This window comes from Vibrio sp. 10N.261.51.F12, assembly GCF_041471725.1.
Classification (GTDB): domain Bacteria; phylum Pseudomonadota; class Gammaproteobacteria; order Enterobacterales; family Vibrionaceae; genus Vibrio.
Genome location: NZ_JBFROV010000017.1, coordinates 25,591 through 45,986, shown reverse-complemented (window position 1 = coordinate 45,986; position 20,396 = coordinate 25,591). Strand labels below are relative to the sequence as shown.

The following is a 20,396-nucleotide window of genomic DNA, read 5'->3' as shown; positions in this document are numbered from 1 at the left end:
GTACGAGTTAATCGTTAGAGTGCACTCTAAAACGTTAACCTGTGAACACTCACGAATTAGTACTTAAACAGTACTTTTACGCCGTCGGTAAGTGCTGACTCATCAATGTAGCCGATAGCATTGGCATCAGCGGCAACGGTGCTGACAACCGCCCCGAAGTCAGCAACCTGTACTGGCGCTTCGGCTTTACCGGTAAAGACAAGACGTGACCATGCAGATTGCAGTTGCGACTCAGAACGACCAGTTGCGGCATCGTGAAAGGCGATACGTTGTGCGTCACCATCGTTAAGCTCAACTAAGTTGGCGGTTTGACCATTGCTAAGTTGAGTCTTCTTGCCTAAAAAGAGCTGTTTAACTTCACCACTTGATAAAGCATCCACGCCTGCGGGGTTGCCAATGACCACAAAGCCCGCTTGGGCGTTAAGAGACAATAAGCTTGTAAGCACTAAGGCTGTAATTTTTTTCATGAATTTCTCCTTAGAATACGAAGTCTACAGTTGCTGAATAAACCAACGAGCTATTTTCGTTGAATGAGTTGCCAGTGGCATTAATGTTGCCGATCAAGCCACCAGAAGTGTCGCGGTAATCGACGTACGTGACATCAAGTTTAAGCGCCATGTTCTGAGCAAAATCCCAACGAGTACCTGCTGAATAGGATAAGCGCTCAAAGTTATTTAGAGTTTGCTCACCGACTGGCGCATTGTCACGTTCATCGTCATCTGTGGTTTTATTCCAACCCATTGCAAAGTATGGCATCACACTATCAATACGATATCCGATTAATCCAGACACAGCACGAACATCTGAATATCGCCCTTCCATCTTCATTTCCATTGCTTCGATAACGCCAAGTAAGCTTCCGTTATCGTATTGAGCACCGATAGAAGCGAACGATGCTTTTTTGTCGTCCAAAATGCCTTCGACATATGCTTTTGTTTGGTCACTATCCATTGGTGGAATTTCAAGGTCACCTGGTGCTGAGTAGCTTGTTTTTGTCGATACATAAGAGCCGCGGAAGGTAAAGTCATCTACGTACCAAAGGGCAGTTAAACCAACAGTTTGGTTAAGATCAACCTCACCCCAAGTAGAATCACGTTCTTCTACCTGCGAAACGCCCGCAAAAGGTTGCAGTTGCAGTGTGGTTTCGCCGATAGAAAAAGGAATTAAAAGATCCGCACCCGTATAACTGTTGACAATGATGTGCTCGTAAACCTCTTGAGAAGGACGAATCATTGGATAGGCATAACCTACATCGATGTAATCAGAGTACATGAAAAGCGGGGTACGCATTTTACCTGCACGGGCCGTAAAGCCATCGAATTTGTACGATAGGTACGCCACTTCGATGGTTGGCTCGAAGTCATAGCGTCCATTAGCGACAAGTTGTGTGGTGAACTTGGCTTTGTCGTTGATATCAAAGTCAAACTGAATTCCAGCGATGGTATCTTGCTTGGTATCGAAGCGTTCGCTGGTGTAACCAGCGTATCCAGCATCGTTGTTTGATTTACCAATACCAACAGAACCAAAACCACTAATTTTTAGATCATCCAAACTGGCAGCGCTAGCGCCAAAGGAAAGCGCGATTAGAGAAGCAACCACTGTTTTTTTCATTACAAACTCCATAAGTAACGTATTTTCTTTTTATTTAGGCAAAACAAACCCCTCTCATGCCAATATTGGAATGAGAAAGGGATTTAAAAATAGGGACTTAGCTGACTTTAAAGCGACCCGTCAACTGATTTAAATTGCTTGTGATAGTGTTCATTTCCAGAGCTACTTGATTGACGTGTTCGACGGATTCTGAGGTCGATTTTGCCATCTGAGAAATGTCACCAATGACTTCTTGTATGCGAGATGACGAGTTTTCTTGTTGCTCGGTAGCACTCGCAATACTTTCGTTTCGTTCGTTGATCTCGACCATGTCCGTCGTGATTTGGCGCAGAGATTGCTCTGCGACAAGGGATTGTTCAACACAGGCTTCTGCTTTTTCGGCACTTTCGGCAATGATGGTTGCAGCCGTGCGCGTCTGATCTTGCAACTGTACTAAGACTTGCTGAATCTCTTGCGTTGAGGTTTGTGTTCGGGATGCTAGCGTTCTTACTTCATCAGCAACGACTGCGAATCCTCGGCCTTGTTCACCCGCGCGAGCAGCTTCTATAGCAGCATTTAATGCCAGCAGGTTGGTTTGCTCGGCAATAGAGCTGATAGAGTCAAGGATAGAGCCTGCACTTTGTGCATTAGTGTCAAGTTGACGTACAACATCAGAGGCTGAACGAACATCTATCGTTAGGTTTTGAACGGATTGAATGGTCTGATTAACTTGCTGTTCACCACGTTGTGCTTGAATATTGGCACTTTGCGCCGATGCGACGGTATCGTTCGCATTCATGGCGATGTGTCTGACACCCTCAAACATTTGGTTAAGCGATTCGGTTGCTTCGTCGACAGCAAGGTGCTGCTTTGTTGTGAGTTGATTCGAGTCTTGACAAGATTGCACCAGTGTATTGGCAATGGTATTTAAACCTTGGACGTTTTCAATTGTTGCCGTTACGTTTTGTTGTAACTGTTCGACAAAACTATTAAACGAATGGGCAAGTTGCGCGAGTTCATCACGTTTATTATGAACGAGTCGAACGGTTAAATCACCGTCACCTTCAGCGATATCACGCATCTTATCACTGATATTCTTAAGGTCATTACGAATACCTTGTACAACAAAGAACCCAAATATACTGAGCAATGCCAAAGCAATGCCACCAATTAATAGCATATAACGCTGAGATTGAGCATTTTCATTTTCTAAGGTTTGAACAATAAACTCAAACTCATCAGAACGCTGTTCTCGAAATTCGATCATATCATTAGATAAGGTTTCTAATGTCTTATTGTTTGCTGCCGCTAGTGACGCAGCATGAGATAAATCTAACGTTCCTTCTATCATTTTAAATGCAACATCATGCGTACCATTGTAATATTTATTGGCAGCTTGCTCTAAGCGCTGTACTGATAATGAAAGCGAAGGCTGTAAGAGTTTTTGTTGTTTAAAGTTAGCCAGTAAATTATCAAAAGTTAGTTTATTTTGCTCAAGTAACTCTTCATCACCAAGCGTAACGGCGAGGTTAAATCGCTCGGCGATTTGGTCTAAAATAACCGTATTGAGTGTAGCTGAGCTCATTATTGGATAATAACTATCCTTTAGCTGTGCTACTAGTTGAGTATTTGAGGTTAAGGTTTTATTACCAACGGTAAATATACTCGCAATACCGATGACAGCTAATACGCAGAGAAGCGTGATTTTGTTTTTAATAGACAGCATAGAGATAACATCCGACAGTATTTATTTTTATATTCCTTTATCGGCAAATCTATCAGAAAATTTATAGTTTTAACTCTAAATTTACACTTTTTTTCGAATTATTTGTTAAGGGCGGCGTCAGAATGATATATTTTAAATTGAGTAATGCTTGCGTTTTATAAAACGCACACTCTCATTAAGTGGCTTTATAAAAGTTGCATTGATTAATGTGGGTCATTAAATTAAATAATAATGTCAAAAAGTATAAATATTAATTTTTTTTGCATAAATAAGATGAGCGGCCCGATAGATGATGCCGTATTTAATCTTGATAGTTGAACTTTAAATAGTGATTAATGTTGATATTAATATTTATAATAATAGCTAATGACTAATTTTTTTAATCACTAGCTATTTTATTTTGATGAAGTGAGATTATTGTTCAATAGTGTCAATATTGAGTTTAGCCAATCACTACTTGGCCCAACACATAACCGGCGCAGCATGCTGAAATCACACCAATGAGACCAACACTCATGAAAGAGTGGTTGAAATACCATTTACCAATCTTTGTGGTTCCCGATGAATCAAAGTTCACAGTCGCAATGTCTGATGGGTAGTTTGGAATGAAGAAATACCCATAAACGGCAGGCATGAGACCGATCAATAGCGCAGGTTCTAAACCTAACGCTAGCCCGACAGGCAGCATCATTCTGGCTGTAGCAGCCTGTGAATTGACGACGACCGAAACGGTAAATAACGCGAGTGCAAAGGTCCATGGGTAGTCGGTTACCATACCTACGATGCCAGATTTAAACTGGGGCATGGCATACTGGAAATACGTATCGGACATCCAAGCAATACCAAAAATAGCGATCGCGGCAACCATACCTGACTTAAATACGACGCCGTTAGGCACTAAACGTGGGTCGGTATTGGTCGCCAGTAAGATAATTCCGCCAAAGCAGAGCATCATCATTTGAATGATGACCGACATACTGATGGGTTTACTGCCGTCGGTGATTGTGCGCAATTCTGGCACCATAGCGATGATGACGATGACAACGATCGAAAAAAGAAAGATGAGTACAGAGTTTCGGGCGGACTTAGGTAGCACTTCATCCAATGATGTCGCGGTAGTATTCAAAATACGCTCGCGCCATTCGGGGTCTTTCAGGCGTGCTTGGTATTCTGGATCATCGTTTAATTCTTTGCCTCGTTTCATGCTGTATAACGACATCAGCAATGTACCAAACAAGGTTGCAGGTACCGTGACCATCAAAATTGACAGTAGGGTAATGTTGGTTTGAATCTCTGCAAGTTGGGCGAGGTAATACACGACGGCTGCGGAAATAGGCGAAGCAGTAATCGCAATTTGAGAGGCGACAGAAGATGCCGCCATTGGGCGCTCTGGGCGTATACCATTTTTAAGCGCGACGTCACCAATGATTGGCATGATGGAGTAAACAGCATGTCCGGTGCCCAGCAAAAAAGTCATGCTGTAGGTGACGAAAGGGGCAATGAGTGTGACGCGTTTAGGATTTTTTCGTAGCAACCGCTCGGCAACTTGCAGCATGTATTTGAGACCACCTGCCGCTTCCAGTATGGAAGCACACGTGACAACAGCCAAGATGATAAGCATGACAGTAACGGGGGGCGACGTAGGGGGCATTTTGAAGATAAAGACTTCAATTGTCAGACCAATGCCTGACACCACGCCAAGACCAATACCACCCTTTCTCGAGCCGATGTAGAGCATGGCGAGTAAGAATAGAAACTCTAGGTATAACATCACAATTTCCTTATTTACATTTTGTAACAGTGACGTAATTATCCTTTATTATATTGTGGTTAATTGAACGGAAGATCACATAACTTATTGAATAAGATTCGAAAATTTATTTTTCTATGTTGGATCACTGTATGGCTGGTATTCGTGATTGAGGTGTAAATTGGATGTGAAGAATTCGAGGCCGTTACGTTGCATTACTGATAGGGATAGAGGTAGGAAGCCTGCAGAAGTTGGTTCTGCAGGACGGTAACATACTAAGGGTTTCAATAACGGGTATTTTGCGTCGCAGGGTCATGAGTTTGCCCCTGTCCCTTCGATGCGTGTTTACAACGTTATTGATATCACCGTTCACTGAATATTCACTTACTGAAGAGGGGAGTCCTTAGATGTAAGTTCGGCCGAGGTAATAAATTCACCAAACGTTTCACACCAAATCACTGCCGTATTGAAATCCGATAGATTTGTGCCACTGGGCAGAGGAAGAAGGAAGCGGTCAAAGGTTTTGATATCACCGATTCGTACCATTGTGGCTTTGTGTTTATTAAAATCGTCTTCGGTTTCCACAAAGGTGGGAGAAAGGTAAAGTTTGTAATCGGGCCCAGGGGCGAGTTCACCCATGAACATGACTGAGTCCTGCGTCAAGGCGATATCACCCTCGCCCCAATGGAAGAAGTCGCTGTCTTCCCGCTCTTTATCAAAGCGACCGGTTAAAGCGACCTGATTTGATTGATAAGAGGTGGCGTCAATATTGGGGGGGTCAGGTTGTATTAAAATCGGTAGCACATAGATACCTAACATAAATCCCGCGAATAATGTGCCGAGATGGCTGAACAGCAAAATCACTCGTTTCAAAACTACACTCCAATCGTTAACTGACATTCATACGCAAGTTAGGCATGCAATTGTCTTTAAACCTTAGTTCATATCATGCGAATGTACTTCATCAATTTATCGTTCAGGTCTTACTCTTATCTTGTTGGTGGCGCGCATCTGTTTATCGGTATTGATTGTTTTGGATGATGTGCTTGATGTTTTGACGAATCAGCTTGTGCTGCTCGTCATTTAGGAAGCGTCGATGATAGATCATTCGAAACTGTAAGTTGCGCATTGGAAACGGTATTTCCAAGACCTTGAGCTTGAGAATAGGTGCCATGTGTTTTGCTAGTGATACGGTCGAAGCGCCAATTAAATTGGTGGTCGCGGCTAACGACAGCATACTAGATATGGAACCTGTTTCTGCTTTAACGCGGCGGTTCGGCACAGGCTTTTCTGCTAGGAATTCAAGCATGATGACATCATTTCGTCGCAGTTTTAATCCGATATGTTCCAACTCAAAGTATTGTTCGAATGATAATGAATCCCCAACTTCAGGATGATCACTTCGACACACACATACGACGGGTTCACTAAAAAGATCCTCGACGATATGAGATTGACTAATGCTGGTGGCGACGTCGATGACCAAGTCAATTTTTTGAGAGTCAATATCAGCCAACAATTGTGACTCGCTGAGAGGGGGCTCTTGAAAGGAGGTACCCGCAATATCACAAACAAGATGCATCAGACTTTCATTACAATACACCTTTGTCATGTCTTTATTTTTTTCAATGGTTTCGAGCACCGCTAGTGGGGTTTGAATTTTGTTGGCGAGCGCAACCGCGGCGCCTGTAGGCGCGATGCCTCTTCCCGAACGGATAAACAAGGCTTTGCCAACCACGCCCTCCAATCTTTTTAATGCGGCGCTGACAGCCGGTTGTGTTAGCTCGAGCTGTTCTGCGGCCAGAGTGATAGAGCCGTGCTTATAAACCGCTTGAAACGTAGTGAGTAGATTGAGATCCATAACGTGTTGCTGCTCCATAGGATGAGGGGTTTACGGTCAAAATATGAGCGAACGATTCTACAGCGAACGACATTTTTGTTAGCTAATTAGCGATCAACAATACGGTGACGACGGATATCTGTGAGCGCACTAGAACGCTGTATTAGTGATATCTCTACATAGCATCGCTATCGTGATTGTTCTTTTAGCACTATGCTTTTTTGGAGTATCAACATACCGATTTTAAGCATCATTAATAGTAGTATAAAAGGCTAATGGTCTGTGTTCTAACGATAAAATTTATGCTACCAAAGCATAATGATGTGTCAATGGTTGAGGCTGATTGGAAGTGTTGTAAGTAAAATCGGAGATGAACAAATTGATTGTAGTTTCACTTTTGTTGCCTCACAGTGGCGTTTAATGGAATTTTTAGAGAGCAGGTTATGGATTTTGCCAGTTTTGTACGCCTTTTTGTTCTAGCCGCCATCTGGGGTGGCTCATTTTTGTTTATGAGACTCGCCGCTAACGTCATGGGCCCAGCAATCCTCATAGAAGCGAGAGTGTTGTTCGCAGCATTAGCGTTACTTTTAGTGGGTGCCTATCTGAAAAAAAAGCTGGAGTTTGTTCGATACCGGCGTCACTTTTTCACCATCGGCTTGTTTAACTCTGCATTACCCTTTCTTCTTTTTGCCTATGCGGCTCAAACCTTGAATGCGTCAACCTTAGCAATACTGAATTCAACCGCACCTATCTGGGGGGCGATTATCGGCGTATTTTGGCGTAAAGCGCCGCTGACTAAATCGGGTGTGCTCGGATTATGTGTCGGGGTCATTGGTGTCGTTGTGCTCGTGGGGTGGGATGCAGGGCGAATCGGACAAGAAGCGGCGCTACCCATTCTAGCCAGTATTATGGCCGCCTGTAGTTATGGTATCGCGACTAATTACGCCAAAAATGCACCGTCTATCTCTTCGTTTAATAACGCACATGGCAGCATGTGGGCGGCCTGTTTAATTGTCTTACCGTTGGTGCCATTTGTCCCGATGCGAGGGGAACCCACAAGCGATATCTGGTTAGCGGTTGTTTTACTCGGTGTGGTGTGTACGGGTGCGGCGTATTTATTGTATTTTCGTCTAGTGAACGATGTGGGACCTTCTTCTGCGTTGTCAGTGACCTTCTTGGTCCCTATGTTTGGTATTTTGTGGGGTAATTTGTACTTAGATGAGCCAGTGGGCGTGAATACGGTTGTAGGGGCATTGTTGGTGATCACCGGAACGATGTTAGTGACGGGCTTTTCATTTTCTACATTTAAAAATAACATAAAAAATAAAGCTAAGTCCTGATGGTATAAGGATTAAGCTACGGTCAAGACTCAAAATGTAATGAACACTATAACCCTTGGTTAATTGAGGTTAACGAGACGTCCTTTTAGGCTGCACGCGCGCTAAATGGACAGGGCGTTGTTTTAACTTGTTTATATCTGCTGGACGCGGATGTAAATCATAAGGTGATAGTTAATGCGTGCAAATACTTCAATTTTAGCCTCAGCAATCGTTGCGGCTTTTTCTTTTTCTGCAATCGCGTCTGAATCTGAAGCCACTCAAGTACAAGATATGTCTGACCCGTTAGCCGTTTATACCCAAGCGGGTGCGGGTATTTCGGATAAAGGTATCAACGTAAAAGTTGGCCAAGTCTACGATACGGGCAATCCTGATACCATGGCGATGAACATTCTTGAGGTGAAGGGTGTAGCGGGTGAATGGCTTGGTTGGACTGGTACTGGTGACCGCGATAATTCCATTGATTCCGTTCGAATCCGAAACTTTAGCGTAGACAAAACGAATGGCCGTGGCTCACAAATTGATGTGAACTACGACGTTGCGCAAGAAAACCTGAATGCGTCATATAGCATCATTCAAGCACTGCCTGCATTTGGTAATCTTAATCTTTATCCCCTCGCAGGCTTGGGCTTAAATGTTCGTAATGGGGAATTCCCTGATTATCAAAATCCTGATATGGATATTGATATAGAATCTAGAAAAATAGGTTACACAATTCCAGGCACCTATGCCGTTGTTGGTGCTTACACCAAGTATGCCCTTACCGACAAGATCTGGCTCAACTATAACCCGATGTGGTTGACCACAATCTCGGGATCCAAGTCGTATGTAGAGAATGCATATGGACAAGGCCAGAGCTCAATTTTTACCAATGAATTTGCCGTGTCTTATCAGATTACAGGGCGTGCCAATGTTCGTTATTTTGCAAACTGGACACAAAATCAGAGCTATTTTGAGGGCGACCAACGGGTTGAGTTTAACTACCAGCTTTAACGTTTAGATAGTGCTGGCTTAGGCTTGAATACAGGGAGGTGTTCTTGCAGGTAATAGCGATTGAGTAGTGTGGAAACAGTGATATTCAATCCTTCGAATATCGACGGTTTTTTTTGGGGCTATTGAGCCACTCAGTTAGGATGACCTAAGTAAGTTTGTAAGAGATTAGAACGGGAAAATAACACCCACTTTACCGTATGTATTGCGAGTATCTGTACCGAATGCGCCTTCATTGCCGACTTCTACATAAGGCACCATGTTTTGGATGTCAGTGAAGGTTGCGCGTAGCTCAACGTTGTAGATGGTGTCTTTGCTTTTGTCCACGGGACCATTTGCTACCGTGATAGCATCTTTATTATTTTCTTTCTGGCCAACGACTTTTGCGTTGAAGTACATACGCTCAGTGACTTGCTTGCCTGCGGCAAGGTCAAAACGGTAAATATCACTACGTTCAACACCGTGATCCGAATTTAGGTCTGTATCCTTACGAAGACGTAGTGATGAATCAAATAGATCTGCCACGTTACCGCCAACAGTCACGCCAAATTTATTTTGGTCGTTTACTGGTTTATTAGGTTGATTTTGTACGCTCTTTTTATCTACAAATTCATATTCGCCTTTTAACCAAAAGCCGTTAAAATCATGTTTATAGTTGAAGTTGTACTCGTTTTCGAAGTTCGCTTTGCGTTTCGCTGATACGCCAAAGCCTTCATACCCAATAAATGCCTTAATACCAGAACCGTTACTTGTGGAATAAGCTTTTTCGCCGCCATTTACGAACTTAGCGTCTAATTCTACGCCACCTGAGAGACCTTCAGCCATAACATTGGTTGCAAATACCGATGTTAATGCGAGAACGATTGCTGTTTTTTTCATGTTAGTTACCTTTATTTTTATTAGTCCACTGATTTGGAACGCGGCTAAGGTAACGAGAAAATCGAATAGTTCTAAATTACTTTATATGTGGTTTTCGAATAGATTGGTGGTGGTAGATTAATAAAGGAAAAGTCGGGCGATTAGGTATGGGTTTGTTGATCACTAGACGTAAAAAAAGCACCGCACATAAATGCGGTGCTTTGAGCCCAAACGCCTGTTCCAGAACCATACAGAGTTCAAATTTTTTTGTGGGCTCCAAAGGGTCAATCGGTTGTGGTCTAAAATGCGTTTAAGTATGCCTTTAGCGCCTTAAGGCGAACGGTTGCTCCACCAATAATGTCCATAAATCCGAGTTTTGTTGACGGCTTTTCTGCTGATACCCAGCCTGAGCCTGTGGCACCTAGAGGCACGGTATAGCCCTCTGGCTCATCAAATTCAATGATAATAGTACGACCATGTGAACCAGCATTGTTACCAACGTGCTGGCGAACCTGTTGGCTTGAACCTATTGAAGAGACCGTGGCTTCTCCGGTGTTGCTTGTGATGCTATGCACTCGACCTCTAAAAATTTCTCCAGGGTGTGAGTTAACAAAAAACTCAGCAAACTGTCCTTCTTTGATGTGGCGATACGTCTGATCGCTGACACGCATCTCGACAAATTTACGATCGGTATCGTAAAGGAATAAGTTACCAGTACGAGATCCTTCGGCGATGTTGATCACGCCGACAATACCATCAAAAGGAGCACGTACCTTATTTCTATCATTGAGCCATTCTGTTTGATTGATCTTTGCTGTGATGCTGTCCGCATCAGAGTGCGCGGCCATTAAGTCGGCGTTTCCTTTCTGGATCTTAGTGTAAAGCTCATCGCGTTCTTGTTCCGAGCTAAATTCGTCAAGCCTAACTAAGCGCTGGTGGTTCTTTTTATCGATAATGATTTGCTCTTCGATGCTAATAATGCGGTGCTCACTGGCGATCAAACTAGAGCGTAAGCTTTTTATCTCTTCGTCCGTGTCTTCCGACTCTAGCGTATACAGTAGGTCACCTTTTTTGACGCTTTGGTTATGGGTGACATAAATATCTTTCACCTGTTGCCCAAACAAAGGGCTCAATACGGCGTGAGGGGCCTTTACCGTGGTACTGTCAGTTAAATCAGCGGGTGACCAAAACCGGTGTGCCGTAAAGAGCATGAAGGCAATAAATGCCCCAACACCAACGCTGATCACCGCATTTCTTAGTGTCCATTTGATTACGCCAAGTTTGACGAGTAACCAGATGATGAGTACATAAGGGAGCATGATTTCTTTCATTACACTTCCTCCTTCTTGTTACCGTGAATACCAATATTGATGATACGGCTTACCGCTTTACCGACGGCCTCCCAGTTAGTAAATGCTATGATGATAGCTAACACCCACCAAAGCTTGTCGATGAACAAACCGCACAACGACAGCGCAAAAACAAGGTTGGCATGTGCACTTTGCATGTATTGACTGCGGTGCACCGCGACTTCATGTAATTGCCACAGCAGATACAGAACGTAAACGATAATCGACAGCGTAATAACAAAAATCATGCCCATAAAAATTTCAGAGTTGAGCAACCCGATAATGTTCGGTTCTCCATTGGTAAAATGCTCTGCTGGTAAGGCTTGTCCATGAATGGTTGAGAGCAAAGAAAATGCGTAGCTTAATGAGAGAAAACCACCCACAACGACAATGGCCTTGACGCAAAATCTAAGGGATTTTAGGAAAAATGATTTCATGTTTGATAATCCGTGTTTAGATACAAAAGAAAAAGTTATTGAGAACTTTATGTGAGAATAGGGGAGTGAGACTGCGGAATGCACGTGTTAGCTCGAAGGTGCATTTTTATCGTTGAAATAGTGATAAGGATGCTCGCTGGTAAAAAGTCGTACGGATGTAATGAACAAATTTGATTAAATAGTCTGAGCATGGTTTTTCCTAGTTCAGGCTATCCTTAGCATTCGAATAAAGCGGCCAAACACGCATGGAATTGCTTTTGACAGGCGTGTTTTTTAAAAATAGTTCGGTGTGCAATTATCATATTCGAATCATTCTGTTGGATATAGCGGGTCAACTTTAGTTCTCACATTAATCAAATTTATGAGTCAATTCTTTCAACTCCAATTTCAGTATGAGTGTCAATGTGATGATGAATTGTACAAATTGCTCATATGTTCATCAAACGAACGAGTTCCTATGATTTTATCTAACGAAATGCTATACAAGTAAAATATCGTCAGTTAACATTCGTTGGTTCCAGAAAATTGGAACCAAATGAAATAGACTTAGGTTTGTATTCATTGATGCCGAGATGGTGAAATTGGTAGACACGCTAGCATGAGGTGCTAGTGCCTTATGGTGTGAGGGTTCGAGTCCCTCTCTCGGCACCATTCCCCCCCTTCTATACAAGTACACAGACTACAATGCAGAACAACGGAATCAGTTCAAAGCAAATCAGTACGTCTAACTCGGAATCAATTCAACTGTTGACCGAGGTGTCTCTTCACGCCCTTTTGCATCTAGAATTTAAGAAACTTGAAGCCAAAACAACACATTTCGATCGTGAAAAATGTAATGAACTCTTAGTGCGTTGGTTAAAGCCGAAGCTCAAAAGCAATAAGTACAAAGCCGTTCGAAAACAGCTGAAAACGATGAGCCTGCAGGCCAAAAAGTCACAAGTTGACCTTGAAGAGGTACTTTTGACAGGGATTGAGGCAAAACCTGATGCGATCCAACCACACCTGGACAGCTACCTATTATTGATTCGTGAAATTGAGAAAAAAATAGGGACGACGGCGCTTCTTTCAAGCCCAAGACAAGTTGATCTGACTCATGATGAAGATGGGTGTTTGTTGTGTGTATTATCTGACGATCTCAATGGGCATTTCGGGACCAAAAATCAGCTTGTGAGCAATATATCGATCCTGTTCCGAGGAACGGTTCGAGAAAAGCACCTTTTCCTTGGCGCGATTTATGCGAATGATGTTTTTGCTTACCAAATTCAATACGAAGATGAACATTTTGTCCGTATTGAACTTGAGTTAAATAAATAACTTAATTCAAACCGTTGGCTCAAACGACTTAGCCTTAGGGTACTTAGTTTTAAAATACATAGTTTAGAGTACACTGACTATTTAGAGTACGCTGACTAAATAAAATGTTGGGCCAAATAAAGCGATAGAGCAGAAAAATTTAGGCTATATAAATAGTGCAAAAATATCATCAACCAATGCTTTGGTTTGCTGAGTATCGCATTGGTTGGCTCGAACATAGGTTCGAATACCCATAATCTGAATTTGCACATACTGGCCTATTCGCTGAGCGTCACGAGACGGGTCAACGTCACCACTGTCCTGTGCTGCCTTGATGACATTCGCAAACTCTTTCTCAATACGACGTAGTCCCTTTCTCGCGCTATCCAAAAGCTCTGAGTTCTCTTCCGTTAACTCTGCTACTGTTTTCGCGAGCATGCACATGTTGCTTGGTGTGGGTTGATCGGTGGGCACGACGATATCGCTAACGAATTGCTTCAAGCCTTGTAATGGTGATGCTGCATTCGCGACGGTCTGTGTTAGTCGCTGAACACTTTGCTCCGCATAGTGCTCTAGCGTGATCTGATACAAACTTTCTTTACTGCCGAATTCTGCGTAAATACTGCCTGGTCTCATATCGATAGCATCTTGTAGGGCTCTCATCGAGGTTGCGTGGAACCCTTTCTCCCAGTATAGAAGCATCGCATTGTGAATAACCTCTTCACGTTGGAATTTAGCCGCTTTAGCCATCGTTATTTCTCGTAATTTGAACGTATGTTCAAATTTTAACTCGAAGGTATAGTGAAGTAAAGAAATGTGAGGCACTTGAAGAAAGGTGTCAAAATGAGTTCATCAAAATAGGTGAATATTATTATGGTAATTTATTGCCATAATAACTGGACGTTTTAACCCTTTTTCTTTTTGACTAGAGCCTTTATTCTAGCGGCGTCAACATGGTTGATGACAGGGTACAACGAGATTTACGATGCGTTCCAACACCAGTAATTTCCGTAAATAGGCCCCATTTATTATAGCAAATTATAGATTCTTAGAATCTTGGAGAAAGCAACGTGACTCATCAAATTATCAAAGATCTAAACAGCCGTTATACCGCGAAGAAATATGATGCAACAAAACGCATCGCGACGGAAGATATGGATGTGATCAAAGAAGCACTGCGCTTGTCTGCATCCTCTATCAACTCTCAACCATGGAAGTTCATTGTGATTGAAAGTGATGCAGCAAAACAACGCTTTCATGACTCTTTTGCCAATATGCATCAGTTCAATCAACCGCATGCAAAAGAAGCATCACACACGATCTTATTTGCACATAATCCAAATTTTAATAAAGACGACTATCGTAAAGTGGTCGATGTTGAAGTGACCTCTGGCCATTTGCCTGCCGACATGTATGAAACGATGTTAAATGGTGCCTTTGGTTTTGTTGATTTAAATACAGATGAGAATGGCTACAATGGACAGTGGACTAAAGCGCAAACCTATATTGCCTTAGGCAATACACTGCACGTTCTCGCGCGTCTAGGCATTGCATCAACGCCAATGGAAGGGGTTGATGCAGAACTTCTTGGTGAGATCTTTAAAGATGAACTTAATGGTTATGTGTGTGACTTTGCCTTAGCTCTGGGTTATCACAAAGAAGGTGAAGACTATAACTACGGCTTGCCAAAATCGCGCTTGGCACAAGACGATATTATTGCCGTGTTATAACTTTCAGTCGTCGCTGATGATCGCTGAATAGAATGACGATGTAGCGATGATTAAAGTTGAAAAAGGAGCCTTATAAAGGCTCCTTTTTTACGTGGAGATAAAGCTGGCGAAGACAACAAAGCGAGTCGATGCGCCAGTTAATCCTGAACGATTACGCAGAGGTTTTTTCCTTGCCTGCTACAGGTATGACAACCTGTTCAACGAGCTTGTCAATCATCTCATTGGTGACCAATACAATCCCTTCTTCTGTGACAGTAAAGCGCGCCTTATCGTGTTCAACGTCAAAACCAATCGTCATTCCATCTGGGATTTGGCAGCCTTCGCACACAATAACTTTACGTAACTTACAGTCCATTCCTACCGTGGCACTTGGTAAGAGAATACAGTCAGTCACTTCTGAACGGTCTTCGACGCGTACGTCTGAAGAGATAAGGCTATGTGTCACCTCAGCGCCTGAAATGATGGCGCCAGCAGTTAGTACTGAATCCACAGCGAATCCACGACGGTCAGATTCATTGAACAAGAACTTCACGCCCGGTCGCTGTACTTGAGATGTCATGATTGGCCAGCTCTTATCGTAGAGATCCAGCTGAGGCGTTGGTGCAAGCAGATCCATCGTCGCGGCATAGTACTCTTCAACTTGGCCAACATCGCGCCAGTATCCGTTGGCACCAGGGTGTCCATTTTCAGTAAAAACGTAGCCTTTCAGCTTACTGCGTCCAATCAGGCTTGGAATAATATTGTGACCAAAATCATGCTTGTAGTTTGGATCATTAAGCGCTTGTTTTAGTTCATTATCCAGTACATCTAGGTTGAAAATATAGATGCCCATTGAAATCAGTGCTTTGTCTGGTTCGTTTGGCATACACGTTGGGTTTGTTGGTTTTTCAACAAAGTTGATGATGTCACCCTCTTCATTGAGGCCCATCACACCAAACTCAGATGCTTGTTCAATTGGTTTTTGGATACAGGCTACCGTGACATCGGCGCCGCTTTCTACATGGAAGTTCACCATGCGAGAATAGTCCATTTTATAGATGTGATCGCCACCTAGAATCAGAATTCGTTCTGTCTGGTCATAACGCTTCATTAGATCTAAATTTTGGTAGATCGCATCCGCTGTACCACGATACCAGTCTTCACCTACTCGCTGTTGTGCAGGAATAATGTGAACACCTTCATTCAGCGCTGAATAGGTGGACTGCCACCCCGTCTGAATATGGGTAATGAGGTCTTGCGCCATATATTGCGTCAAAACACCCACTTTACGAATACCAGAGTTGATACAGTTGGACAGTGCGAAATCAATGATTTTGAACTTGCCACCAAACGAAACCGCTGGTTTTGCTACCGTAGACGTGAGTTCTTTAAGCCGAGTTCCTTTTCCTCCTGCGAGGATCATAGCCGTTGTGTTACGTAGTCGAGCATTGCTCGAAATATGTGAATATTGGTTTCCCTTTGGCATTGTATTACTCCATTTACTTACAAGCACAAAGACGTGAGGGGGGAGAATAAAAACGCGCTTTCTTCTAGGTGAGAAAGTCTTGTTTAAATGTGTGCACCCAAAAACGTCAAAAAATAACCCTTCTATAAGAACAGAGAAGTGTTATGCGATCCATGTCATATTTGTAAAAGACCTTACCAACCGTACGATTTTAGCGATAGATCACAATTATAAAAGTACGCTTTAGACTAAATTGTGTAATTTTGTTCCAAAACCGGTTGGCCCAGTTACAATTGTGTTTCTATCAATGTGAACCGTATATCGATAGCATTACGTTTTCATTACATAGTGACGTTTGACCGCTCACAAATAACTCGAATTTTTGTGTGATTGGATGATGGTTGAGCAACTGACTCTAGGGTGAGTAATTGTTATACAAAAATGAATGGAAAGAGATGGCTTAGCAAAAATAGGCGGAACGCTGGCTAGGTCTGGCTTCGGTAACATGAATAAACCCCAGTTTCGCACGAATAAATAGTTGAGTTATCCGTAATAATACATAAACTTGTCGGTATTCAGGGCGTCAGAAATAATGAGCACGCCCATTTGCGTTTATGTCGATGAGTAATGAGGTTTTAGCATGTCTAAAAAAGATTATTACAGCGTGCTAGGTGTCTCAAAAGGTGCGTCAGAACAAGAAATAAAAAAAGCTTATAAGCGGCTTGCGATGAAATATCATCCCGATAAAAACCCAGGCGATGCGACGGCAGAGGCGAGCTTTAAAGAAGTAAAAGAAGCGTACGAAATTCTGACTGACAAAGATAAGCGTCGCCAATACGATCAGTTTGGTCATGCGGCCTTTGAAAATGGCGGTCAGGGTGGTCGCGGCGGACATCACGGCGGGTTTGAAGACATCTTCGGACAACGTGGTGGCTTTGGCGGCGGCGGTTTCGGTGGGTTTGAAGATATGTTTTCACAAGGCCGCGGGCGTCAACCCCGCCCTAGACGTGGACAAGATAATGAATTCACTCTTACCGTTGACTTTGTTGATGCCGTTCAAGGTGCCGATAAAGTAGTAGATTTACCGATTAATGGTGAACATAAAAAAATCAACGTTAAGATCCCAGCTGGTATCAAAGACGGTGAAAAAATTCGTTTTTCAGGGAAAGGTGGAGCGGGCTCTCACGGAGCACCTGCTGGTGATCTATTGCTTATTATTGCCACACGACCACATGCTTTCCTAGAACGTGAGGGCAATGACCTAATCTGCAATTCACCAGTGGATATGATTACAGCGGCCTTGGGTGGAGAAATTGAAGTCAATGTCCTGGATAGTCGCTTTAAACTGAGAATTCCAGCCGGCACTCAGCACGGTCGTAAATTCAAAATGACGGGCAAAGGTGTGACAAGTCGTAAAGGTGATACGGGCGACTTATTGATTCGAATTCAAATAAAGATCCCGACAGGTCTTAGCGATCAACAGCGCTCATTGTTAGAGCAGCTTAAAGAAACAATGCAGTAGTAAAATTCAATAAGAATTTGAATTTCAAATCGTTGTTCATTTATTGCTGAAAACAGCCGCCTTGTGCGGCTGCTTTTTTATCTACGCAGCTCGGCGTTTACCGTGAACTAGCGCTATGCTTAAAGATTGTCATTTAATCGATGAGCTAAAAGGAGGCAGCAATGGTCATGGTATTTAAAGCGCTAATAATAGGGTTGCTGTTTGGGCTTGTCGCAAAAGAAGTGCTTGCGCAGCCACTTCTTTTCACGTGTTGATGCGAGAGTCGCATTTTGTTGTGGTCAATTAACGCCATCAAGACCAAGCTGATGTCAGCCCCTGTCCTTTATGAATAACGCCGTTATCTAACCCGTCGCTTATCCCATTCTCATCATTGTCGTTATAAACTCCGTCTACAGGACGCTCTTCCCAAACGTCAATAGGGCGATTGATTGCGTATCGGTAATTTTGACCGCCTAAGATTCTCTTCCGAGGTGTCAAAAAACGCGACGTTTTGACCTTCACGATCATAATCTTCAGCTTCGATAATGGTTGGTAGAGTATGGATAGGGAGTGCATATCGGTCGCTTTCCCACGGGTACACATCGAGTGCATCACCATCCCCATCGTTGTCAGAATCTAACTCATTCACTTTACTTTCAAGTGCGGTCATCGCGGTTATTTGAGTGATGACACTACACAGGATTAGCGTTCGCCATTTGGGTTTTGTCATGGATATCACAGTAGTTATCTCGATTAATTCAGTCGGTTTTGCGCGCGTTTATTCAGCGTATGCTCTTAACGGTTTCATACTCACTAGGCAACGAAAAATAGAATTAATAGAGTGCACTTTGGCCAAAGGTAGTGGTTTTAACCTTATGTAAACTCAATGCACATTGAATGTGTGAATGATTGTGGTGGTAGAGGGAAGTTATTTGTCTTGTGCTTAAATCTTGTATGGAGTGAGTGGTTATCAATGGATGGGTAACTAACGGCTTATATTTTATGTGTGTACAATTTTTGCTTAGATAAAGAGATGGTGTTGTTGCTAAATAATTAGTGGATACATGACGATAACCTCTGTTATTGATTGATGAGAGCACAGCAAACACAATATGGCTTACCCGCATAAGTTTTACAGGTAACTCATTGAATTTAATGGAACAATAATCAACAGACAAACACTTTTACTCAGTTTGGCATTTTGTGTCATTTTGGTATCAAGATCGCAGCTAGTTTATCTAGTCGTGGTTCTACCAGTTTGATATGCTGTTGTTGAATTGGAGGGGTAGTATGAAGTGGAAAGTCGTTGTCGCGATAAGCGCCGCATTGACCTTGTTTGGGTGCAGTAAACCAGACGTAGAGCCAACAAAAAGTGAGTTATCTAACCATCAGAGCCAGCAAGTGATCATCGTGCATGGATTAGCTCGTAGTGCTTGGTCGATGCAAACGATGTCTAAACTTGTCTCTGAGCAAGGCTATCAAGTATGTGTTGTCGATTACCCCACAATTCGTCAACCCATTACAACAACGTTGCAGGAAAGCTCAACGGCCATTTCAGATTGCATCACCCAATTTGAGCACGCTGATTTTGTTCACACCAATCAATCCAAAACGCATTTTGTTGGCCATTCATTGGGCGGTTTAATGATACGGTCTTATCTCGCTAATCACCCCGATTTTGTCGCCTCTAAAGAGATGGGGGAAGTGGTATTTTTAGGTACACCCAACCATGGTAGCGATGTGGCGGATTTCTTTGAAAACAACGGTATCCTTTCATTGCTAGGTGGCACAGCCACATCTTTAACGACGGATTCAGACAGTTTCCCAAATACGCTTCCCACCCCTAATTATGACTTTGGTGTCATTGCTGGCACGCGGAGTTATCCGGTGTTTAGCGGGATGTTTAACAACACAAACGATGGCTTGGTCTCAGTAGAATCGACCAAATTAGAAGGGATGAAAGATTTCGCTGAGGTCAATATTAAGCATGACAAACTCAGGCGTGATCCGTATGTGACCCGGCTGATTTTGAGTTTTATCGCGACAGGAACATTTGACGCATCGTAGTGGGTTGTTTGGTAGAACTCTTGCTTCGAAGGGGGCTTTACTGCAATACAGTCAACGTGAAAAAATTGCATGACGTTGGAGTGAGTTGAAGATAATTCACTGTTATTTCTCGATGAAATTGATATAACTGACGGACCCCAAGGAAGAGGGAGTACGACATGGAGTTATTGATAAAACTGGAATACATTGCCTTGCAAATCTGGGCGATATTTTTGATAAAAGCACTACTGTTTGGTTAGCGTGAAATAAGTAGCGTTTGAGTACCTATTTTTAGGTTCTAGTCTAATACGGCGCTACCTATCTCCCGCTCGGCTGTATGCATTTATAAATGCCATTCGCAGTTTAGGCTGCATCTCATTTTTTAGACCATGACCTCTTAGTTAATCGCTCTGTAAGCTATCCCAATTAGGCCGTCATCCTAGTGCAGACGAGGCCCTCTCAACGCGTGTGACTCACTTAAATATAAATGAATGACACCCGAATA

18 protein-coding genes and 1 tRNA gene are annotated in these 20,396 nt (G+C 42.9%); 7 read left to right on the top strand and 12 right to left on the bottom strand.

Annotation, left to right across the window (positions count from 1 at the left end):
• Positions 1-56: 56 nt before the first annotated feature.
• The 6 genes from AB4405_RS12285 to AB4405_RS12260 all read right to left on the bottom strand — a co-directional run bounded on the left by AB4405_RS12285 (position 57) and on the right by AB4405_RS12260 (position 6,927).
• The gene (locus tag AB4405_RS12285) at positions 57-467 is read right to left on the bottom strand and encodes a phosphate ABC transporter substrate-binding protein (protein ID WP_372061031.1); all 411 of its coding nucleotides are present in this window, start codon (positions 465-467) and stop codon (positions 57-59) included.
• Positions 468-477: 10 nt separating this feature from the next.
• Positions 478-1,611 (bottom strand): hypothetical protein, encoded by a 1,134-nt coding sequence (locus AB4405_RS12280; protein ID WP_372061030.1) that lies wholly within the window; start codon positions 1,609-1,611, stop codon positions 478-480.
• Positions 1,612-1,708: 97 nt separating this feature from the next.
• Positions 1,709-3,175, bottom strand: a complete 1,467-nt coding sequence (locus tag AB4405_RS12275) for a methyl-accepting chemotaxis protein (protein WP_372061098.1) — start codon at positions 3,173-3,175, stop codon at positions 1,709-1,711.
• Positions 3,176-3,758: 583 nt separating this feature from the next.
• Positions 3,759-5,087 carry an anaerobic C4-dicarboxylate transporter gene (locus AB4405_RS12270; RefSeq protein WP_372061029.1) on the bottom strand — a complete coding sequence of 443 codons (1,329 nt, stop codon included), beginning with the start codon at positions 5,085-5,087 and terminating at the stop codon, positions 3,759-3,761.
• Between the two features lie 363 nt (positions 5,088-5,450).
• Positions 5,451-5,939 carry a DM13 domain-containing protein gene (locus tag AB4405_RS12265; protein ID WP_372061027.1) on the bottom strand — a complete coding sequence of 163 codons (489 nt, stop codon included), beginning with the start codon at positions 5,937-5,939 and terminating at the stop codon, positions 5,451-5,453.
• Positions 5,940-6,081: 142 nt separating this feature from the next.
• Positions 6,082-6,927, bottom strand: a complete 846-nt coding sequence (locus tag AB4405_RS12260; RefSeq protein WP_372061026.1) for a LysR family transcriptional regulator — start codon at positions 6,925-6,927, stop codon at positions 6,082-6,084.
• Between the two features lie 422 nt (positions 6,928-7,349).
• Here AB4405_RS12260 and AB4405_RS12255 point away from each other — a divergent pair, with 422 nt between their 5' ends.
• A complete protein-coding gene (locus AB4405_RS12255) occupies positions 7,350-8,246 on the top strand; it encodes a DMT family transporter (RefSeq protein ID WP_372061025.1) in 897 nt (298 codons plus the stop codon).
• Positions 8,247-8,420: 174 nt separating this feature from the next.
• Positions 8,421-9,236 carry a hypothetical protein gene (locus AB4405_RS12250; RefSeq protein ID WP_372061024.1) on the top strand — a complete coding sequence of 272 codons (816 nt, stop codon included), beginning with the start codon at positions 8,421-8,423 and terminating at the stop codon, positions 9,234-9,236.
• Positions 9,237-9,401: 165 nt separating this feature from the next.
• Here the strand turns inward: AB4405_RS12250 and AB4405_RS12245 are convergent, their stop codons facing one another.
• The 3 genes from AB4405_RS12245 to AB4405_RS12235 form a co-directional block, all read right to left on the bottom strand.
• Positions 9,402-10,112 (bottom strand): hypothetical protein, encoded by a 711-nt coding sequence (locus AB4405_RS12245; protein ID WP_372061023.1) that lies wholly within the window; start codon positions 10,110-10,112, stop codon positions 9,402-9,404.
• Between the two features lie 278 nt (positions 10,113-10,390).
• The gene (locus AB4405_RS12240) at positions 10,391-11,422 is read right to left on the bottom strand and encodes an HlyD family secretion protein (protein WP_372061022.1); all 1,032 of its coding nucleotides are present in this window, start codon (positions 11,420-11,422) and stop codon (positions 10,391-10,393) included.
• Entirely contained in the window at positions 11,422-11,877 is a 456-nt protein-coding gene (locus tag AB4405_RS12235) for a magnesium transporter (protein ID WP_372061020.1), read from the bottom strand. The genes AB4405_RS12240 and AB4405_RS12235 overlap by 1 nt, the downstream gene beginning before the upstream one ends.
• A gap of 566 nt (positions 11,878-12,443) precedes the next feature.
• Here AB4405_RS12235 and AB4405_RS12230 point away from each other — a divergent pair.
• Together AB4405_RS12230 and AB4405_RS12225 are read left to right on the top strand one after the other, a co-directional pair.
• Positions 12,444-12,528: transfer RNA gene (locus tag AB4405_RS12230), tRNA-Leu, on the top strand.
• 33 nt (positions 12,529-12,561) lie between these two features.
• Entirely contained in the window at positions 12,562-13,191 is a 630-nt protein-coding gene (locus AB4405_RS12225) for a DUF2913 family protein (RefSeq protein ID WP_372061019.1), read from the top strand.
• A 144-nt stretch (positions 13,192-13,335) separates the two neighbouring features.
• Here the strand turns inward: AB4405_RS12225 and AB4405_RS12220 are convergent, their stop codons facing one another.
• Positions 13,336-13,920: a TetR/AcrR family transcriptional regulator gene (locus AB4405_RS12220; RefSeq protein ID WP_372061017.1), complete on the bottom strand. Its 585-nt coding sequence runs from the start codon at positions 13,918-13,920 to the stop codon at positions 13,336-13,338.
• Between the two features lie 320 nt (positions 13,921-14,240).
• On the opposite strand from AB4405_RS12220, the gene AB4405_RS12215 reads away from it, so the two are divergent.
• Positions 14,241-14,900 (top strand): nitroreductase family protein, encoded by a 660-nt coding sequence (locus tag AB4405_RS12215; RefSeq protein WP_372061015.1) that lies wholly within the window; start codon positions 14,241-14,243, stop codon positions 14,898-14,900.
• A gap of 151 nt (positions 14,901-15,051) precedes the next feature.
• Here the strand turns inward: AB4405_RS12215 and glgC are convergent, their stop codons facing one another.
• A complete protein-coding gene (gene glgC / locus AB4405_RS12210) occupies positions 15,052-16,365 on the bottom strand; it encodes a glucose-1-phosphate adenylyltransferase (protein ID WP_102468070.1) in 1,314 nt (437 codons plus the stop codon).
• A gap of 619 nt (positions 16,366-16,984) precedes the next feature.
• On the opposite strand from glgC, the gene AB4405_RS12205 reads away from it, so the two are divergent.
• The gene (locus tag AB4405_RS12205; RefSeq protein WP_372061013.1) at positions 16,985-17,866 is read left to right on the top strand and encodes a DnaJ C-terminal domain-containing protein; all 882 of its coding nucleotides are present in this window, start codon (positions 16,985-16,987) and stop codon (positions 17,864-17,866) included.
• A gap of 412 nt (positions 17,867-18,278) precedes the next feature.
• Here AB4405_RS12205 and AB4405_RS12200 read toward each other — a convergent pair whose 3' ends face one another.
• A complete protein-coding gene (locus AB4405_RS12200) occupies positions 18,279-18,575 on the bottom strand; it encodes a hypothetical protein (protein ID WP_372061012.1) in 297 nt (98 codons plus the stop codon).
• A 560-nt stretch (positions 18,576-19,135) separates the two neighbouring features.
• On the opposite strand from AB4405_RS12200, the gene AB4405_RS12195 reads away from it, so the two are divergent.
• Positions 19,136-19,912 (top strand): alpha/beta fold hydrolase, encoded by a 777-nt coding sequence (locus AB4405_RS12195; RefSeq protein ID WP_372061011.1) that lies wholly within the window; start codon positions 19,136-19,138, stop codon positions 19,910-19,912.
• The last annotated feature ends 484 nt before the right edge of the window (positions 19,913-20,396 follow it).

What these genes read in the sequence shown, in the direction of transcription:
- AB4405_RS12285 (WP_372061031.1), bottom strand. Translation starts at nt 467, where the DNA reads ATGAAAAAAATTACAGCCTTAGTGCTTACAAGCTTATTGTCTCTTAAC.
- AB4405_RS12280 (WP_372061030.1), bottom strand. Translation starts at nt 1,611, where the DNA reads ATGAAAAAAACAGTGGTTGCTTCTCTAATCGCGCTTTCCTTTGGCGCT.
- AB4405_RS12275 (WP_372061098.1), bottom strand. Translation starts at nt 3,175, where the DNA reads ATGAGCTCAGCTACACTCAATACGGTTATTTTAGACCAAATCGCCGAG.
- AB4405_RS12270 (WP_372061029.1), bottom strand. Translation starts at nt 5,087, where the DNA reads ATGTTATACCTAGAGTTTCTATTCTTACTCGCCATGCTCTACATCGGC.
- AB4405_RS12260 (WP_372061026.1), bottom strand. Translation starts at nt 6,927, where the DNA reads ATGGATCTCAATCTACTCACTACGTTTCAAGCGGTTTATAAGCACGGC.
- AB4405_RS12255 (WP_372061025.1), top strand. Translation starts at nt 7,350, where the DNA reads ATGGATTTTGCCAGTTTTGTACGCCTTTTTGTTCTAGCCGCCATCTGG.
- AB4405_RS12250 (WP_372061024.1), top strand. Translation starts at nt 8,421, where the DNA reads ATGCGTGCAAATACTTCAATTTTAGCCTCAGCAATCGTTGCGGCTTTT.
- AB4405_RS12245 (WP_372061023.1), bottom strand. Translation starts at nt 10,112, where the DNA reads ATGAAAAAAACAGCAATCGTTCTCGCATTAACATCGGTATTTGCAACC.
- AB4405_RS12240 (WP_372061022.1), bottom strand. Translation starts at nt 11,422, where the DNA reads ATGAAAGAAATCATGCTCCCTTATGTACTCATCATCTGGTTACTCGTC.
- AB4405_RS12235 (WP_372061020.1), bottom strand. Translation starts at nt 11,877, where the DNA reads ATGAAATCATTTTTCCTAAAATCCCTTAGATTTTGCGTCAAGGCCATT.
- AB4405_RS12225 (WP_372061019.1), top strand. Translation starts at nt 12,562, where the DNA reads ATGCAGAACAACGGAATCAGTTCAAAGCAAATCAGTACGTCTAACTCG.
- AB4405_RS12220 (WP_372061017.1), bottom strand. Translation starts at nt 13,920, where the DNA reads ATGGCTAAAGCGGCTAAATTCCAACGTGAAGAGGTTATTCACAATGCG.
- glgC (WP_102468070.1), bottom strand. Translation starts at nt 16,365, where the DNA reads ATGCCAAAGGGAAACCAATATTCACATATTTCGAGCAATGCTCGACTA.
- AB4405_RS12205 (WP_372061013.1), top strand. Translation starts at nt 16,985, where the DNA reads ATGTCTAAAAAAGATTATTACAGCGTGCTAGGTGTCTCAAAAGGTGCG.
- AB4405_RS12200 (WP_372061012.1), bottom strand. Translation starts at nt 18,575, where the DNA reads ATGACAAAACCCAAATGGCGAACGCTAATCCTGTGTAGTGTCATCACT.
- AB4405_RS12195 (WP_372061011.1), top strand. Translation starts at nt 19,136, where the DNA reads ATGAAGTGGAAAGTCGTTGTCGCGATAAGCGCCGCATTGACCTTGTTT.